15 protein-coding genes are annotated in these 16,959 nt (G+C 64.8%); 10 read left to right on the forward strand and 5 right to left on the reverse strand.

The features are described from left to right. Positions 1-92: 92 nt before the first annotated feature. The gene (locus SAS01S_RS18510; RefSeq protein WP_066812355.1) at positions 93-1,529 is read right to left on the reverse strand and encodes an amidase; all 1,437 of its coding nucleotides are present in this window, start codon (positions 1,527-1,529) and stop codon (positions 93-95) included. A 50-nt stretch (positions 1,530-1,579) separates the two neighbouring features. On the opposite strand from SAS01S_RS18510, the gene SAS01S_RS18515 reads away from it, so the two are divergent. From SAS01S_RS18515 to SAS01S_RS18535, 5 genes are read left to right on the forward strand one after another with little or no spacing between them, the layout of a single operon-like run. Then, positions 1,580-1,951 carry a hypothetical protein gene (locus SAS01S_RS18515; protein ID WP_066812356.1) on the forward strand — a complete coding sequence of 124 codons (372 nt, stop codon included), beginning with the start codon at positions 1,580-1,582 and terminating at the stop codon, positions 1,949-1,951. 58 nt (positions 1,952-2,009) lie between these two features. After that, positions 2,010-2,333, forward strand: coding sequence for an ArsR/SmtB family transcription factor (locus SAS01S_RS18520; RefSeq protein WP_066812357.1), 324 nt, complete (start codon positions 2,010-2,012; stop codon positions 2,331-2,333). Next, entirely contained in the window at positions 2,330-2,740 is a 411-nt protein-coding gene (locus tag SAS01S_RS18525; RefSeq protein ID WP_066812358.1) for an SRPBCC family protein, read from the forward strand. Before SAS01S_RS18520 ends, SAS01S_RS18525 begins: the two co-directional genes overlap by 4 nt. Before the next feature lie 33 nt (positions 2,741-2,773). After that, positions 2,774-3,001 carry a hypothetical protein gene (locus SAS01S_RS18530; RefSeq protein WP_066812359.1) on the forward strand — a complete coding sequence of 76 codons (228 nt, stop codon included), beginning with the start codon at positions 2,774-2,776 and terminating at the stop codon, positions 2,999-3,001. Between the two features lie 21 nt (positions 3,002-3,022). Continuing rightward, positions 3,023-3,418, forward strand: coding sequence for a DUF1801 domain-containing protein (locus tag SAS01S_RS18535; RefSeq protein WP_066812360.1), 396 nt, complete (start codon positions 3,023-3,025; stop codon positions 3,416-3,418). 19 nt (positions 3,419-3,437) lie between these two features. On the opposite strand, the gene SAS01S_RS18540 is transcribed toward SAS01S_RS18535, so the two are convergent. Then, positions 3,438-3,926: a hypothetical protein gene (locus SAS01S_RS18540; protein ID WP_066812361.1), complete on the reverse strand. Its 489-nt coding sequence runs from the start codon at positions 3,924-3,926 to the stop codon at positions 3,438-3,440. 139 nt (positions 3,927-4,065) lie between these two features. Between SAS01S_RS18540 and SAS01S_RS18545 the strand changes: the two genes are divergently transcribed. Further along, positions 4,066-4,494 carry a hypothetical protein gene (locus SAS01S_RS18545; RefSeq protein WP_066812362.1) on the forward strand — a complete coding sequence of 143 codons (429 nt, stop codon included), beginning with the start codon at positions 4,066-4,068 and terminating at the stop codon, positions 4,492-4,494. Positions 4,495-4,500: 6 nt separating this feature from the next. Here the strand turns inward: SAS01S_RS18545 and hmgA are convergent, their stop codons facing one another. Together hmgA and hppD are read right to left on the reverse strand one after the other, a co-directional pair. Further along, entirely contained in the window at positions 4,501-5,784 is a 1,284-nt protein-coding gene (gene hmgA, locus SAS01S_RS18550) for a homogentisate 1,2-dioxygenase (protein WP_066812363.1), read from the reverse strand. A 157-nt stretch (positions 5,785-5,941) separates the two neighbouring features. Beyond that, positions 5,942-7,006, reverse strand: coding sequence for a 4-hydroxyphenylpyruvate dioxygenase (gene hppD, locus SAS01S_RS18555; RefSeq protein WP_066812364.1), 1,065 nt, complete (start codon positions 7,004-7,006; stop codon positions 5,942-5,944). 131 nt (positions 7,007-7,137) lie between these two features. On the opposite strand from hppD, the gene SAS01S_RS18560 reads away from it, so the two are divergent. From SAS01S_RS18560 to SAS01S_RS18575, 4 genes are all read left to right on the forward strand, one after another. Further along, positions 7,138-7,599, forward strand: a complete 462-nt coding sequence (locus SAS01S_RS18560) for a MarR family winged helix-turn-helix transcriptional regulator (protein ID WP_066812365.1) — start codon at positions 7,138-7,140, stop codon at positions 7,597-7,599. 74 nt (positions 7,600-7,673) lie between these two features. Further along, positions 7,674-9,890 carry an autotransporter assembly complex protein TamA gene (locus SAS01S_RS18565; RefSeq protein ID WP_369405760.1) on the forward strand — a complete coding sequence of 739 codons (2,217 nt, stop codon included), beginning with the start codon at positions 7,674-7,676 and terminating at the stop codon, positions 9,888-9,890. Next, on the forward strand, positions 9,890-14,095 hold the full coding sequence (locus SAS01S_RS18570) for a translocation/assembly module TamB domain-containing protein (RefSeq protein WP_066812366.1): 4,206 nt from the start codon (positions 9,890-9,892) through the stop codon (positions 14,093-14,095). The genes SAS01S_RS18565 and SAS01S_RS18570 overlap by 1 nt, the downstream gene beginning before the upstream one ends. 316 nt (positions 14,096-14,411) lie before the next feature. Continuing rightward, complete coding sequence (locus SAS01S_RS18575; RefSeq protein ID WP_066812367.1) at positions 14,412-15,875, forward strand: flavin-containing monooxygenase; 1,464 nt, start codon at positions 14,412-14,414, stop codon at positions 15,873-15,875. A 147-nt stretch (positions 15,876-16,022) separates the two neighbouring features. On the opposite strand, the gene rsmD is transcribed toward SAS01S_RS18575, so the two are convergent. Next, complete coding sequence (gene rsmD / locus SAS01S_RS18580) at positions 16,023-16,559, reverse strand: 16S rRNA (guanine(966)-N(2))-methyltransferase RsmD (RefSeq protein ID WP_066812368.1); 537 nt, start codon at positions 16,557-16,559, stop codon at positions 16,023-16,025. Between the last annotated feature and the right edge of the window lie 400 nt (positions 16,560-16,959).

A 16,959-nucleotide genomic window follows, 5' to 3' on the forward strand; every position in this document is an offset into this window, starting at 1 on the left:
CTTGAGATCCCAGCTTTCGCTGGGATGACGAGCTATGGAAAGGGATCACTTTGCCCCCGGGGCATGGGCGGTCAACCTCGCTCCCCGTTTACTCACCCGCCGAGCTTCGGTCGCTTATCATGCCACGGGCAGGCTTGTTCGAGCTGGGCTGCGAGGCGGATCAGTGTCGCTTCGTCGGCGTAACGCGCCGAGAACATCATTCCGATCGGCAAACCCTCACGCGACTGGCCGAGCGGCAGCGAGATCGAGGGCTGACCGGTGAAGTTGAACGGGGCGGCGAAGGGATAGACCTCGCCATTTCGCGTCTGGATGTCCGCCGCCGGCACGTTGATCGGATCGAGATAGCCGATCTTGGGCGGCGGGGTTCCCATCACCGGGCATAGGAATATGTCCCAATCCTCGAAAAAGCGAAGCGTCGCTCGGGCGCGCATCCGGCGTTCCTGCGCGCTGTAGAGCGCGTCGACACCCGACACCGAGCGCGCGCCGTTGAGCGCTGCCCAGGTCAGCGGTTCCAGCTCGTCCGCTGCCGGCTCGCGCCCGATCGCCTCGATCATCCGCTTCATGCCGGCGGCGAAGTTGGCGCCGGCAAGCGGCAGATTGGCGACATAGTCGCTCAGCGTATTGGTGCCGAGCGCGCGCTCCTCCACGTGATGGCCGAGCCCGCCGAGCAATCGCGCAATATCCTCGAGCACTGCTTGCACGTCGGGATGGATCGCGCGCCCGAGCGGCGTCCCGCCCGACCACGCGATGCGCAGCCGTCCCGGATCGCGCCCGACTTCGTCCGCATAGGGCCGCTCCTTCGGCGGAATGGCGTAGGGCGACCCCGGCTCCGGATTGCCGGTCACGTCGAGCATCACCGCGGTATCGCGGACAGTGCGGGTGATCACATGCTCGACGACATTGCCTTGGGCGAAATCGTAGCCGTCGGGCAAATGCGGGTTGCGGTCGCGCGTCACCTTCAGCCCGACCAGGCCGCAGCAAGAGGCGGGAATCCGGATCGAGCCAAGGCCGTCGCCGCCATGCGCCATCGGCACCATGCCGCTCGCCACCGCTGCCGCCGAACCGCCCGACGATCCGCCGACGATGTGTCCGAGATTCCATGGGTTTCGACAGGCCCCGAACAGCGCCCCTTCGGTCGTGCCGGCGATCCCGAACTCGGAAAGGTTGGCCTTGCCCAGGGTCACGACCCCGCTCGCCCGGTAGCGGCGCATCAGGCCACTGTCTTCCGCGTCCGCGAGGCCTGCGTTTGCGGCATAGCGGCTGCCCGACGTACGCGGCCAACCCGCCACCTGCAGCAGCAAGTCTTTCACCAGGAATGGAACACCCGTGAACGGACCTTCCGGGAGCGGCCCGGCAGCTGTCGCCCGTGCCTCATCGAATGCGCGATAGACGACGGCGTTGATGTCGCCATCGTACTGCTCGATACCCTCGATCGCGGCGTCGACAACCTCGAGCGGCGAGACCTCGCCATGCCGGATCAGCTCCGCCAGGCCGACGGCATCGTGGGCCGCATATTCGGTGAATTTCATCGCCCTTATTTGCCCGATAACGGTGCGTCCTCAAAGGAGAACCATCGGAAGTGACGGCCGGTGTCAGCTTCGGATCGCTGCGGCCGGTTTCGCCCGGCGTGGTCGGTGGACCATCGTGGGTGGCGCGCTTGGCGGCATGGCGATCGCCGGAATCGTCAAACTGCTTGGCCTCGATGTGGCGCAGGATCGCTATCGCCGGTCTGATCGGAGCGGTGGGTGGCGTGCTGGTGCCGCTATTGGGCGGGAGGTTGATGGGCGGCAGCCTCGACTTGCTGGCGCGAATCTTTCCGGGCTCGCACCTCTGGCTTCGTCAATTGGGCGCGGCGGTGGGCGTGGACTTCGGCATCGCCACTCAACTGGTGACCGGAGGAGTGGAGGGCGCGCTGTTTCGCGCACGCGATCGACTGAATATCGCCACTTGACTAATATATAACTGCGTGGTTATGGGTTAAATCCATAGCCCGTGAGTTATACGTTTTCATGCCTACTCCACACGACGTCATTTTCAGCGCCCTGGCGGATCCCACGCGTCGTGGGATTTTCGAGCGGCTGTGCCGTGGCGGCGAGCAGACGGTGGGCGGACTGACCGCACTGGCGGGGGTCTCGCAGCCGGCGGTGTCGAAGCATCTCGGCGTGCTGAAAAAGGCCGGGCTGGTGCTCGATCGGCATGAGGGGCGCCAGACCCATTATACCGCGCGGCGACAGGCGCTCGCGCCACTGGTCGACTGGACCCGCCAGATGACCGAATTCTGGGAAAGCCGGTTCGACGATCTCGATGATTTGCTCAAGAGGATGGACCAATGACGACGACTTCGACCGAAACCCGTTCCGTCGTGATCGAACGCGAGTTCGCGCATGCGCCCGACAAGATCTGGCGCGCGCTGACCCAACCGCATCTGATCGCGGAATGGCTGATGAAGAACGATTTCGTGCCGACGGTCGATCATCGCTTCACGCTGACCGGCGATTGGGGATCGGTCGATTGCAAGGTGCTCGAGATCGAGCCGCAGCGGGCGCTCGCCTATAGCTGGGACGCGATGGGGCTGGAGAGCGTGGTCAGCTGGACGCTGACGCCGTCGGCCGCCGGCACGCACGTGCGCATGGAGCAGGCGGGCTTCCGCCCGGATCAGCAGCAGGCCTTCGCCGGCGCCAAATTCGGTTGGCAGAAGTTTCTCGGCAACCTGGACGAGGTCGTGGCGCGGATCGACTGATCGGCAAGTTTTCGAATACATAGGGAGGAACGGATGAACGGGAATTCGGCTATTCGGCAGTTTCACCGCTGGACGTCGATCGTCTTCATGGTGGCGGTGATCTTCAATACGGTGATGCTCGTGCTGGGCCGCCAGGCGACATGGGTCGGGCTGACGGCACTTTTTCCGTTGATCCTGTTGATGATCACCGGCCTCTATATGTTCGCGCTGCCCTATCTGGCGAAGAGCCGCACGCCGTCGCCCGCACGCGATGCCGCCTGAGCGATCGAGGAAGGAAGAACGATGACCACGACCGAAGCCGATACCAAATCGCCATCCGAACTGATCGACGATCGGATCGCATCTTTGGGCGACTGGCGCGGCGCGACGCTGGCGCGGATTCGTGCCCTGATCCGCGACGCCGAGCCCGATGTCGTCGAGGAATGGAAGTGGCGCGGCGTGCCGACCTGGTACGCCAACGACAAGATCATCTGCACCGGCGAGACCTACAAGAACGCGGTCAAGACCACCTTCGCCAAGGGTGCGGCGCTCGACGATCCCAAGGGGCTATTCAACTCGAGCCTGGACGGCAATGTCCGCCGCGCGATCGACTTTCACGAGGGTGATGCGATCGACGATGAGGCGTTCAAGGCCCTGGTCCGCGCGGCGTCGGCGGCAAATGGAGGCGGCAAGCGATGACCGAAACCGCCCCGGCTGGTTATTTGAGCCAGGGCTGACCAGCGACGTTGATTTTGGCGCCGTTCAACTCGACTTCCTTCTGCCCTGAGAGGAATTTGGCGATGTCCTTAGCGCTTGGCTCGTAGACGTAAACTTTCCACATCGGCGCACTGCCCTGCTGACCGAGCCCTTTACGCTGCAGTTTCAGAATGATCGATGATTTGTCGCCCTTCAGCGTAAGTTCGCTCTTTTCCGGCTGTGCGTAGTAGGTGACCTCGGGCAGCACATAGCGCTTGAGCCCGGGGACGTAGTCGATGCACAGGCGAGCGCCCTGAGCGTCGTTGCTCATCACATCGAAATCGCCGCTCTGCGAGCAATATTTCTGCGTCGGATAATTGTCCGTGTTGTCGTCGGACCCGGCAAACTGCCAGCCGGGCGACGGCGGCGCTGGGGGCGTTGCGTTGTTCGACGCAGTGCATCCGGACACCAAGCACGCCGCTGCAACGATCACGCCGGACAAAGTCTTCATAATTGGCCTCCCCTGTTTGTGGCAATTCTGCCGGTTCTCGCTAAGTCATGCAACCGGCTGTAAAATATGCCAAGCATTGACGTCTGTGGCGTGGGGGAGCCCATCGGGGTAGCTAGCGACATCAAGGGGAGAATCGCCGATGCCCGCCGTCAGTACTTGTCTCGCGCCGTCGTGCCGCACCACGGCGGAAGGAACCGTCACCGCCTGTCCGACCTGCGGGGGGAAGATGCGGACGCCGCGCACGATACGCGCTCTCGGCTGGCTGCTGCTTGCCTGCGGTGTCTTTCTTGTCGGGCTGATGAGCTATCTCTGGACCGTGCTAGCTCCCGCAATGGCGCATCCCGGCGACCTGACCGGCGGCACCACCTTCACCGGCACCGCGGAGCAGGGACGGACGATCCTGACTGTATTCGGCGCGGTGATCGTGTTCGGACTGGGATCGACCGTTTACGGCTTGTGGATGATCGTCACCGGGCGACGCAGCATCGCCATGATGATCGCCGTGCTGGTCCTGGCCGCGGCGTTGATCGCGATCAGCTGGCGAGCAATGACGGTGTTGCCAGGCTAAAGGTCCTCATGGCAATTCCGCCTTGGGAAACCCCGACCAGACCTGATCATAATCCTCATCGAGCGCGCCCGTTTCCAGCGCATAGTCGGTGCAGTGGAACACCCAGCGGCTCTCGATCATGAAGGCCATCGTGCCGTCGATCTTGTGCGGCTTGAGCTCGGTCTCGCTGGCGCCTTTCCACGAGGCGAGATCGGGGCCGTGGCCCGACATCTGGTTGTGGAGCGACATCGCGCCGGGGCGGAAGCCGTCGGCCTTGGCGTCATAGGCGCCGTAAAGCAGTCCCATACACTCGCTCATCGTGTTGCGGTGGAACCAGGGCGGGCGGAACGTATCCTCGGCGACCATCCAACGCGGCGGGAAGATGACGAAATCGGCATTGGCGGTGCCGGGCACATCGCTGGGCGAGGTCAGCAATGTGAAGATCGACGGATCGGGATGATCGAAGCTGACCGTGTTGATCGTGTTGAAGCGAGTGAGGTCGTAGCGGTACGGCGCGTAATTGCCGTGCCAGGCGACGACGTCGAGCGGGCTGCGGCCAAGCTCGGTCTGCCACAATGCGCCCTCGAATTTCTGGATCAGCGCGAAATCGCCTTCGCGATCCTCGAACCAGGCGATCGGCGTCTCGAAATCGCGGGGATTGGCGAGGCCGTTCGACCCGATCGGGCCGAGGTCGGGCAAGCGGAACGGCTGGCCGTGATTTTCGGCGACATAGCCGCGGGCGGGGCCGCCGGGCAGTTCGACGCGGAAGCGCACGCCGCGCGGGATCACCGCGACCTGGCCCGGCGCGAGGTCGATCCGGCCCATTTCGGTCAGCAGCAGGAGCGCGCCCTGTTCGGGCAGGATCAGCAACTCGCCATCGGCCGAGGCGAAGGCGCGGTCGGTCATGTCGCGCGTGGCGTGATAGAGGTGCATCGCCACGCCCGCCTGGGTGCGCGGGCCGTCGCCGGCCACGACCATCGTCGTCAGGCTGTCGAGCCAGTCGGCATCGGTCGCTTCCTCGAGCGGCCGCCAGCGCAAGCGGTTGGGGGCGAGGGGGGATTTCGACAGGCCCGGGGCGAATCGCTTGGCGCCTTCGTACCGGGTGGAGGCCGGGTGCGCGGCGGAGGGGCGCAGGCGATAGAGCCAGGTGCGGCGGTTCTCGTGACGCGGCGCGGTAAACGCGGTGCCGCTGAGCTGCTCGGCATAGAGGCCGAACGCGGGTTTCTGGGGCGAATTGCGGCCGACCGGTAGTGCGCCGGGAATCGCCTCCGTCGCGAAATGGTTGCCGAAGCCGGTTTGGTAGTCGGGCATCGCTACTCTCCAGCCCCTCCCCTTCAGGGGAGGGGTTAGGGGTGGGGCAGCGGCGACGGGGCTCGATGCCCCGGCGTCGCTTCGGTTCTACGGCAGGACGCTCGCTGCGCTCGCGACCCACCCCAACCCCTCCCTTGAAAGGGAGGGGCTGTATTGATCAAGCCTCCGCCTTCGCCGGTACGACGCCGCGGCGGATCTGGTCGAGTTCGATGCTCTCGAACAGCGCCTTGAAATTGCCTTCGCCGAAGCCGTCATTGCCCTTGCGCTGGATGATCTCGAAGAAGATCGGGCCGACCATATTCTCGGTGAAGATCTGCAGCAGCAGGCCGCCGCCGGTCTCCGGCGATCCGTCGATCAGGATGTGGCGCTTGCGCATCTCGGCGACGTCATGGCCGTGACCGGGCAGGCGCTTGTCGATCAGGTCGAAATAGGTGTCGGGCGCGGTCTGGAACCGGATGCCGTTGGCGCGCAACTGATCGATCGTCGAGAAGATGTCGTCGGTCGCCAGCGCCAGATGCTGAATGCCTTCGCCCTTATAATCCTTGATGAATTCCTCAATCTGCGAATGCTCGTCCTGGCTTTCGTTGAGCGGGATGCGGATCTTGTCGTCGGGCGCGGTCATCGCCTTGGAGAACAGGCCGGTGGACTGGCCCTCGATGTCGAAATAGCGAATCTGGCGGAAGTTGAAGATCCGCTCGTAATAATTCGCCCAATAATCCATCCGCCCGCGGTTGAGATTGTGGGTCAGGTGATCGAGCGTGTGCAGGCCGACGCTATGGTCGTCGGCGCCCGCGCCGGTGGGGACGAAATCGGTCTCGTAAATCTTCGACTTCGCATCGACGAGATAGAGATTGGCGCCGCCAATCCCTTCGATCGCGGGAATGTCGAGCTCGCCCGGGCCGTGCTCGCCCTTCACTTCGGTCGCGCCGCGCTCCAGCGCGAGGTCGCGCGCCTTTTCGCCGTCGGCGACGCGGAATGCCATCGCGTTGGCGCTCGGGCCATGCACGTTGCGGAATCCCGCGACCTGGCCGGCATCGTCCATGTTGAGCAGGAAATTGATGTCGCCCTGGGCATAGCGGCGCACATTCTTCGACTTGTGCGTGCCGACATGGGTGAAGCCCATTTTCTCGAACAGATCGGCCATCTTTTCCGGGTCGGGCGAGGTGAATTCGACGAATTCGAATCCATCCAGGCCCATCGGATTGTCGTGCGCGTCGGTCATCGGAACATGCTCCAGAGGGAAAAGTCGTTTCAGTTGAAACTATATCGCGTTTCTGCGGCTGCGTCCACCGTTCTGAACGCATGTCACGCAATGCTTGTTTCGCGCCGACGAACACCGCAAAGTGACCGGAAATGGCCGATTTGAAGCTCGATCAGTTCCTGCCGTACCGCCTGTCGGTCGTGTCCAACCGCGTGTCGGCGGCGATCGCGACCGCCTATGACCGGCTGTTCGGGCTGCGTATCCCCGAATGGCGCCTGATCGCGGTTATTGCCGAAGGGCCGGGGATCACCCAGCAGGCGCTGGGTGTGGCGACGCGAATGGACAAGGTGACGGTGAGCCGGGCGGCGCAGGCCTTGGTCGAGCGCGGGCTGGTTGCGCGCGCACCGAACGAAGGCGACCGGCGGTCGCACTTGCTCGCGCTGACCGCGACCGGGCGGCTGCTCTACGATCAGGTCGCGCCCAAGGCGCTCGAGCTCGAGGCGAAGGTGCTCGAACAGCTCGACGCGGGCGAACGTGTTGCCTTGTCGGCGATGCTCGATCGCATCGAAGCGGCAGCGAGCGAAGTCGCGCCCGAAGGCGTCGGGGCGGATTGAGCGTGAACCGATCGGGCTGCGGCGCGTTGGCAGGCGCGAAGGGGGCGAAGGACGACCCCCGAAAAGGGGCCGTCGTGTCGCGTCTGGTATCGCATTGTTGTCTGGCTATCGCGGCGTGCGCCGTCCTTCCCGGCGCGCTGGTCGCGCAACAGGTGCCGCCGTCCGCTCGCACCGATAGCGCCCCAGCCGATCCTGCGAGCCAGGATCAGGCGCGGCAATCGGGCGAGCCCAAGCCGGTGCCGACCCCGACCAGCGACCCGCTTGGCGATAAGCCGATCGTGCCCGACGACCAGTTCGACAAGTCGCTGCCGCCGTTGTCGAGCGACATAAACGCACCGCTTGAGCCGATCCCGCAGGAAGCACCGTTCACCCCGCAGACCGCGGACAAGGCGCCGCCCAGTGTCATGCCGCCGGTGATCGCGCCGGCACCCGACGTGCCGCCGGGAACGCTGCCGCCGGCACCCGAGCCCGCGCCCGAACTCGCCGCGCCGCTGCCGACGCTCGACAGCTACAATACGACGCCGGTGACCGAAGTCGCCGACGTGCCCGGCGGCAAGAGCGCGGAGATACGCTACGACACGGTCGTCAACGGACTCGGCGATCTCGACCTCGACGGCGATTTCAAGACCTTCTCGTCGTTGAAGAAAGGCGGGGGCAAGGCGGCCAACGCCGCGATGGTGGCGGCGCGCGGACGCGAGGACGAGGCATTGGCGGTCAGGCTGATGCATTCGCGCGGCTATTACGACGCGACCGCTTTGTCCTCGGTCGAAAGCATTCCCAACCAGCCCGGGCGCGTCCGCGTGGTGATCAATGCGGTGCCGGGCAAGCAATATACGTTCGCGTCGATCAACGTCGATTCGCAGCCGGTGGTACCGGGCGACCTGATCACCCGAAACCTGCCGCTCAAGGTCGGCGAGCCGATCGATGCTGTCCGCGTCCAGGGTGCCGAGGCCAATGTCACGCTGGAGATGGGCCGCAACGGCTATCCATTCGTGCGGCTGGGGACGCGCGACGTCCTGCTCGACGATACTGCCTTTACCGGCGATTATACCCTGCCGGTCGATACCGGGCCGCGGTCGAGCTTCGGCAATGTCAGCACGAGCGGCCGGCTTGCTTTCGGGCCCGATCACATCCGCATCCTGCGGCGGTTCAAAGAGGGCGAACTCTACAATACCGACAAGGTCGACGATGTCCGCAAGGCACTGGTCGCGACGGGGCTGTTCTCGACCGTGACGGTCGAGCCGGTCGATACCGGTCAAAACGCGCCCGACGGCACGCGGATCGTCGACCTGGCGGTGACGCAACGGGTCGGGCGGACGCGATCGATCGCGGCGACCGGCGGCTACAGCACCGGGGAAGGGATCAAGCTCGAAGGCACGTTCACCGCGCGCAATGCCTTCCCGCCCGAAGGCGCGTTCGTCGTCGGTGCGGTCGCCGGCACGCAGGAACAGAGCGGCACGGTCTCCTTCCGCCGCTCGAACTGGAAGCAGCGCGATCGCACACTGTCGTTCGGGCTGAGCGCCGGGCACAACAATTACGATGCCTTCGACGCCGCCACCCTGTCGCTGTTCGGCCGCGTCTCCTACGATTCGACGCCGATCTGGCAGAAGCGGATCACGTACGGCTATGGCTTCGAACTGACCGGCACCAACGAGAGCGTCTATAATTTCAACGCCGGCAAGCGCCAACGCGGCACCTATTTCATCGCCGCGCTGCCGCTCAACATCCAATGGGACACGTCGAACGATCTGCTCAATCCGACCAAGGGCTATCGCGTGAAACTGACGCTGAGCCCCGAAACGTCGGTGCGCGGGCCGATCCGCCCCTATGCCCGCACCCAGATCGATGCGAGTGTCTATTATCCGGTGACCAGCAGCATCGTTATCGCCGGGCGCGGTCGGGTCGGATCGATCCTCGGCATCGCCCGCGACGACCTCGCGCCGTCGCGGCGTTATTATGGCGGCGGCGGCGGATCGGTGCGCGGCTATGGCTATCAGCGGCTAGGCCCGTTCGATCCCAATGGCGATCCGGTCGGCGGGCGCAGCGTCAACGAATTCGCGCTGGAGGCCCGCTATCGGTTCGGCAATTACGGTATCGTGCCGTTCATCGATGCCGGCAATTCCTACGCCAGCTCGATGCCCAAATTCACCGACTGGAAATTCGGCGCGGGCATCGGCGGGCGGTTCTATACCAATTTCGGGCCGATCCGCGTCGACGTCGCGACGCCGCTCAACAAGCGCAAGGGGGACTCGCGCATCGCGCTGTACATCTCGATCGGTCAGGCCTTCTGATGGCCGACGAGACGCCCCCGGACGAGACTCCCGAGAACGTCGTCGTGGTGAAGCGGCCATGGTGGCTGCAGCTTGCGCGCGGCGTGGTCATTTTTTGCGTCGCGATCCTCGCGCTGTTGACGATCGTCTATTTCGGGCTCGACACCGCGCCGGGGCACCGCTTCATCGTCTCGCGGCTGGAAAGCTACAAGACCGAGACCGGGCTCAACATCAAGGTTGGGCGGATCCGCGGCTCGATCTACGGAAAGATGGAGTTGCTCGACCTCAGGGTCAGCGATCCTCAGGGCATTTTCCTGACCGCGCCGACGGCGACGATGGACTGGAATCCGTTCCAGTTCTTGTGGAACCATATCGACGTCAATTCGATGGTCGCGCCGACCGTGGTGATGCACCGGTCGCCGTCGCTGCTGCCCAGCGCGCCCAACACGCCGATCCTGCCCGATATCGACATCGACATCGGCAGCCTGAAAGTCGACCGGCTGTGGCTAAAGGCGCCGGTCACCGGGCAGCAGCATATCATCCGGCTCGACGGCGTCGCGCATATCGCCGACCGCCGCGCGCAACTGATCGCCAATGCCGATGCGGTGCGCGGGCCGGGGATTGCCGGTGGCGATCGATTGCGGCTGGTGCTCGACGCCCAGCCCGACGCAAACAAGCTCGGCATCCGCGTCAGGTTCGACGCGCCGGCCGACGGCGTCGCCGCCAGCATGACCGGGGTCAAAGCGCCAATGGCGATCCGCATCGGCGGCGCTGGCGACTGGAAGTCGTGGAAAGGCAAGGGCGTCGCCGCGCTCAATGGCCAGTCGCTCGCCGATCTCGATCTCGGCGCGCAGAACGGCACCTTCACGATCAAGGGCGTGACCCATCCCGGCCTCTATCTGAAGGGGCCGGTCGAGCGGCTGACCGCGCCGGGGCTGAACGTCGACATCGTCTCCACCCTGGAGAAGCGCAAGGCGACGACGCGGATGACGCTCAAGTCGGACGCGCTGGCAGTGGCGGCGAACGGCCTGCTCGATCTCGGCGAGAACAAATTCGGCAATTTCGTGATCGACGCGCGGTTGCTGACGCCGGGCGCGATGCTGCCCAATCTGTCGGGCCGCGACGTGATGACGCATTGGACGCTCGACGGGCCGTTCGCGACCCCCACGATCGGCTACAATCTCAGCGCCGCGGCGATCGCGTTCAGCGGTACCGGCCTGGAGGGGCTGACCGCCTCGGGCAAGGCGACGGTCGATGCCAAGCATATCCTGATCCCGGTCAATGCGCGCGCGCGCCGCGTCACCGGATTGAATGCGGCTGCCGGCATGTTGTTGACCAATGTCACCGCGGTCGGCGATTTCGCTTATTCGAACGGCAAGCTGCTGTCCGACAATCTGAAGATCAAATCCGACAAGATCGACGCGACCGCGATCGTCGTCGCCGACCTCCCGAGCGGCCATTATACCGGCGCGCTGAAGGGGCGGGTCAATAATTACACGATCGACGGGATCGGCATCGTCGACCTGACCACCGACGCAAAATTGGTGTCGATGCCCAAGGGCGGGTTCGGCATCAAGGGACGGATCGCGGCGAGGACGCGGCGCATCTTCAATTCTGGCGCGGAAAGCTTCCTCGGCGGCCAGGCGATCGTCACCAGCGACATCGGTTACGGCACTGACGGGGTCTTTACGTTCTCCAACGTCAAGCTCGCCGCGCCGCGCCTCAGCATTTATCGCGGCTCGGGCAGCTATCGTCCAGACGGACGGATCGTCTTCGTGGGCGACGCGCATTCGAAGGATTACGGTCCGATCAATGCGCGCGTGACCGGGACCGCCGCCGCGCCGGTGATCGTGATCCACGCCCCCCGCCCGGGAGTTGGCGTCGGCCTCGCCGGGCTCGAAGCCACGATCCGCGGCAAGGGCGACGGCTATGCCATCGTCGCCAAGGGCACGACCAATTACGGGCCGTTCGCCGCCAACGTGCTGGTGCACAGCGGCAAGACGCTGGCGATCCAGGTCAACCAGGGCAGTACCTTCGCCGGCATGAACCTGACCGGCGCGCTGCAACAGACCGCGGCGGGGCCGTTTGCGGGCAAGCTGCAATTCGCCGGATCGGGGATCAACGGCACCGCCACGCTCGGCGCGGAGGGCAAGGTGCAGCGCGCCGACATCGCCGCACGCGCCTATAATGCGACGATTCCGGGCAATACGGATTTCACTATCGGCCGCGCGATCGTCAGCGCCAGCGTCGTGCTCTACCCGAACGCGCCGCGCGTCCTTGCCGATATCCAGGTCGGCAACATGCGCTACGGCGCGACCGTGTTCCAGGCGGCGCGCGCCAAGATCGACTATTCGAACGGCAGTGGTACCGCCCAGGCGGTGCTGGCGGGATCGTCGGGCGTGCCGTTCACCATGGGCATCAATGCCCGGCTTCAGCCCAAATTGTGGCTGGTGGCGATATCGGGCAAGGCCAACGGGATCGGTTTCCGTACCCCGCGCGCGGCGCAGATCGAACCGCTCGATGGCGAATACCGCCTGCTCCCGAGCCAGGTCGATTTCGACAAGGGCAGCGCGCGGATCGCCGGCTCCTATGGCAAGGGACTGTCGCTGCAGGCCCGGCTCGACAAGCTCGATCTGTCGGTAGCCAATGCACTGTTTCCCAATCTCGGCATCGACGGCAGCGCTACCGGCAGTATCGACTATGTCCAGCCAGCAGGCGCGGCGGTGCCCAATATCGATACACGCCTGACGATTGCGAACTTCACCCGGTCGAGCGCGGTGATCGTATCCGAGCCGGTCGACATGCAGGTCGTCGGCCGGCTGACCGAGGCGGGTGGGGATGTGCGTGCGCTGGTCAAACGCGGACTGACGACGGTCGGCAGGCTGCAAGCACGGCTGGCGCCATTGGGCGGCGGCGGGAGTTGGATGGACCGACTCTATGCCGCGCCGCTGTCGGGCGGGATCCGCTATAATGGCCCGTCGGGCGTGCTGTTCTCGCTCTCGGGCCTGGCGGGCCAGCAGGTTGCCGGCGGCGTCGTCGTCGCGGCGGATTTCTCCGGCCGGCTGGGATCGCCGCAGCTCAATGGTATCGTCCGCGGCGACAATCTGACTTACATCAATTCGAATTACGGCACCAAGCTGACCCAGATGAAGCTCGCCGGGCGGTTCACCAACGACCGGCTCGAGATCAGCCAGCTGAACGCGAAGGCGGGAGACGGCACGGTCGAGGCGAGCGGCTGGGTCGGGCTGTCGGCCGATCAGAATTTCCCGATGAGCCTGACGGCGAAACTCAACAGGGCCACGCTGGCGAGCGGCGATTCGCTGGGGGCAACCGCTACCGGCACGCTGGCCGTGACCAATGGCAAGGACGGCGGACTGGTCAAGGGCGACCTGACCATTCCCAACGCCCGCTACCAGGTGGTCTATCAGGGACAGGCCGAGGTCGAGGAACTCAAGGGCATCCGCCGCAAGAGCGATCCGCCGCGGCCGCACATCGCGCCCAAGCCGCCGAGCAATTTCGCGCTCGATATCCGCATCCGCGCCAACGACCAGGTCTTCGTCGAGGGCATGGGCCTCGAATCCGAATGGAGTCTGGCGATGCGTGTGTCCGGCACCGCGACGACGCCGAAGGTCAATGGCAGCGCGACGATCGTGCGCGGTACGTATAATTTCGCGGGCAAGCGGTTCGACATCAATCGCGGTAACGTCCGCTTCAGCGGCGGCGTGCTGTCCGATCCGACGCTCGATATCTCCGCCTCGACCACGACCAACGGCATCAACGCGATCATCAACATCACCGGCACCGGCCAGCGTCCGCAGGTGGCGTTCACGTCGTCGCCTGCCTTGCCGCAGGACGAAGTACTGAGCCGCCTGCTGTTCGGCTCAAGCCCGCAGAATCTGTCGGCGATCGAGGCGCTGCAGCTTGCCGCCGCGCTGAATTCTCTGCGCGGCGGGGGCGGGGGGCTCAATCCGCTCGGCAAACTGCGCGGCGCGGCCGGCATCGATCGCCTGCGGATCCTGGCCGCCGACCAGGCGACCGGCCGCGGCACCGCACTCGCGGCGGGCAAGTACATCACCGACAATATCTATGTGGAGATCATCACCGACGCGAAAGGTTTCACGGCGACCCAGCTGGAGATTGCGCTGACCAAGAGCCTCAGCATCCTGTCGCAGACGGGATCATTCAGCGGGACGGGCGCGAGCGTGAAGTATCAGAAGGATTTCTAAGCCTTCAGATTAGGTGGCGGCGCGGCTGGGAGGGACCCTGATTGGATCGCGGCAGGCTCACCGCAGTCGTCATCCCGGGCTTGTCCCGGGATCCGCCGTGCAGCGAGCAATGTCCTTCAAAACTGGAGCCATGACCTGCGGCTCGGCGGACCCCGGCACAAGGCCGGAGTGACGGTGGAAGTTGGGCGAGGGAAGTCGTTCACCACCAACAATTTTCGTCTCGCTACCGCGTGAGCGTCTAACTGACACCAGTGTAAACAGCCTCTTTGCAACCCGCGCATAATCGAATATCCGGTATGGCGGAGAGGTAAGGCATATGGAGCATTTCGACGTCCTGGTCGTCGGCGCGGGCATTTCAGGGGTCGGTGCGGGCTATTATCTGCAGTCGCAGAGCCCCGATCGCAGCTATGCGATCCTGGAAGGCCGCCCGCAGATGGGCGGGACGTGGGACCTGTTTCGCTATCCGGGTATCCGCTCGGATTCGGACATGTATACCCTGGGCTATTCGTTCAAACCCTGGACCGATGCCAAGGCGATCGCCGACGGGCCGGCGATCCTGAGCTACCTCAAGGAAACCGCCGCCCAATACGGCATCGACAAGCACATCCGCTTCAACCACCACGTCAAGAAGGCATCCTGGTCGACCGAGGACGCGCGCTGGACGGTCGAGGCCGATACCGCCGACGGACCGGTCACCCTGACCTGCAATTTCCTCTTCATGTGCTCGGGCTATTACAATTACGCCAAGGGCCATTCGCCCGACTTCGCCGGCGTAGAGGATTTCAAGGGACGCATCGTCCATCCGCAATTCTGGCCGCAGGATCTCGATTATTCGGGCAAGAAAGTGGTGGTGATCGGCTCCGGCGCGACCGCGGTGACTCTAGTCCCGGCCATGGCCGACAAGACCGAGCACATCACCATGTTGCAGCGATCGCCGACCTATATCGTGGCGCGGCCGGCCGAGGATGGAATGGCCAATTGGCTGCGCGGCAAATTGCCCGGCAAATTGGCCTATGGCCTGGTGCGCTGGCGCAACGTGCTGTTCGGGCTGTTCTTCTTCAACCAGGCTCGCAAATATCCGGCCAAGGCGAAAGAGCGGATCATCGACATGGTCCGCGCCGAATTGCCCGACCATGACATCGAGACGCATTTCACGCCGCGCTACAATCCGTGGGATCAACGCCTCTGCCTGGTGCCCGACGGCGATCTGTTCCGCGCGATCCGCGAGGGCAAGGCCGATGTCGTGACCGACACGATCGAGCGGTTCGTGCCCGACGGCATTCGCCTCCAGTCCGGCAAGACACTGCCAGCCGACATCGTCGTTACCGCGACGGGCCTGGAACTGCAGTTGCTGAGCGACGTCCAATTCTCGGTCGACGGCGAGGCCAAGGATTTGTCGCGGACGATCAACTACAAGGGGATGATGTATTCGGGCATTCCGAACATGGCGTCCTCGTTCGGCTATACCAACGCGTCCTGGACACTGAAGGCCGACCTGACCTGCGCCTATGTGTGCCGGCTGCTCAACACGATGCGCAAGCGCGGGCTGCGCCAGGCGACGCCGCAGCCGAGCGCGCCGGTGGGGGAAGAGCCGTTCCTCGATTTCACCTCGGGTTACGTCCAGCGCTCGATCGACAAATTCCCGCGCCAGGGCGACCGCAAGCCGTGGCGCGTCCACCAGAATTACGTCCGCGATTTGATGGCGTTGAAGTTCGGATCGGTCGACGACGAGATGCAATTCTCCAATCCGGTGCCGAAGCCGGCGAGGAAGGCGGCTTAGGAAGTAGCCGGTGGAAATAAGCCGTCGAGGGTAGTTGTCGGAGGTAGTCGTCACCCCAGCGAAAGCTGGGGTCTCCAACCGTATCGCGATGCCGCTCGAGACCCCAGCTTTCGCTGGGGTGACGGATTAGTTTCGCTGGGATGACCGTTATATTTGCCGGAGCAGTGTCACACGGGCTTTGCCGTAGGTCTTGTCGGCGTCGACCGCGAACCCCGCCAACTCGACCTTTTCGTTTTTCGCCGTTTCGATGCTGATCCAGCTCGCCGGGCCGACCCAGCCGAGCCGCGCCAATTTGTCGAGCGCCACGATGCCGGCGCCGGTGCCGTAGGGCGGATCCATCAGGATCAGGTCGAGCGGCGCGCGCGCGGGGCCGAGCGCCATGACCGATTGCGCGCGGACATCGGCCTTGGCGCCGAGCTTGGCGATATTGGTGCGCAGCGCGTCGAGCGCTGGCTTATCCTGCTCGACGAACAAACACGACGCCGCGCCGCGCGACAAAGCTTCGAGCCCCAATGCGCCCGAGCCGGCGAACAGATCGGCGACGGCAAGCTCTTCGAAACTGCCGAGTCGGCTGGTGAGCATCGAGAACAGGGCTTCGCGCGTGCGATCCGCGGTTGGGCGAGTCGCGTCACCCTTGGGTGCGATGAGCGGACGACCGCGCCACTGACCGGCAATGATCCGCATCTATCGCGGCTTTCGCGGCGGCCGCGGTCCGCCGCGGGGGGCGGACGGGCTGCGCGAGCCAGATGGACCCATAGGACGCCCCGGTGCCGATGGGCGCCCAGGGCCACGCGAGGAAGTCGCGCCAGCAGGGCGAGCGGGGCGCTCCGGCCGTTCGGCGGTGTCACGGTCGCCGCGGTCATTACGAAAATTGCGAGAACGATCGCTTCGCGCGCCGGTCGAGCGTGTCGCTAGCGTTCCATCGGCGCGTTGCCGCGGGCCCGCTTTGGGTTTGCCTGGGCGACTGGGCCGAGTCCCTTCTCCCTCCCCCCTCGGGGGGGAGGGTAGGGGAGAGGGGGAGCGGTGTCGGGGGCTCGATGCCCCCGGCGCCGCCACATTCGAGGCCGCCCGCCTGTTGGACTGC

Origin of the sequence: Sphingomonas asaccharolytica NBRC 15499, from assembly GCF_001598355.1 — a bacterium.
GTDB classification, from domain to species: domain Bacteria; phylum Pseudomonadota; class Alphaproteobacteria; order Sphingomonadales; family Sphingomonadaceae; genus Sphingomonas; species Sphingomonas asaccharolytica.

Excerpts from the sequence above, each read along its gene's own strand:
- SAS01S_RS18525 (WP_066812358.1), top strand. The coding sequence starts at position 2,330 with ATGACGACGACTTCGACCGAAACCCGTTCCGTCGTGATCGAACGCGAG.
- SAS01S_RS18560 (WP_066812365.1), top strand. The coding sequence starts at position 7,138 with ATGGCCGATTTGAAGCTCGATCAGTTCCTGCCGTACCGCCTGTCGGTC.
- SAS01S_RS18530 (WP_066812359.1), top strand. The coding sequence starts at position 2,774 with ATGAACGGGAATTCGGCTATTCGGCAGTTTCACCGCTGGACGTCGATC.
- SAS01S_RS18540 (WP_066812361.1), bottom strand. The coding sequence starts at position 3,926 with ATGAAGACTTTGTCCGGCGTGATCGTTGCAGCGGCGTGCTTGGTGTCC.
- rsmD (WP_066812368.1), bottom strand. The coding sequence starts at position 16,559 with ATGCGGATCATTGCCGGTCAGTGGCGCGGTCGTCCGCTCATCGCACCC.
- hmgA (WP_066812363.1), bottom strand. The coding sequence starts at position 5,784 with ATGCCCGACTACCAAACCGGCTTCGGCAACCATTTCGCGACGGAGGCG.
- SAS01S_RS18520 (WP_066812357.1), top strand. The coding sequence starts at position 2,010 with ATGCCTACTCCACACGACGTCATTTTCAGCGCCCTGGCGGATCCCACG.
- SAS01S_RS18535 (WP_066812360.1), top strand. The coding sequence starts at position 3,023 with ATGACCACGACCGAAGCCGATACCAAATCGCCATCCGAACTGATCGAC.
- SAS01S_RS18510 (WP_066812355.1), bottom strand. The coding sequence starts at position 1,529 with ATGAAATTCACCGAATATGCGGCCCACGATGCCGTCGGCCTGGCGGAG.
- SAS01S_RS18575 (WP_066812367.1), top strand. The coding sequence starts at position 14,412 with ATGGAGCATTTCGACGTCCTGGTCGTCGGCGCGGGCATTTCAGGGGTC.
- hppD (WP_066812364.1), bottom strand. The coding sequence starts at position 7,006 with ATGACCGACGCGCACGACAATCCGATGGGCCTGGATGGATTCGAATTC.
- SAS01S_RS18545 (WP_066812362.1), top strand. The coding sequence starts at position 4,066 with ATGCCCGCCGTCAGTACTTGTCTCGCGCCGTCGTGCCGCACCACGGCG.
- SAS01S_RS18570 (WP_066812366.1), top strand. The coding sequence starts at position 9,890 with ATGGCCGACGAGACGCCCCCGGACGAGACTCCCGAGAACGTCGTCGTG.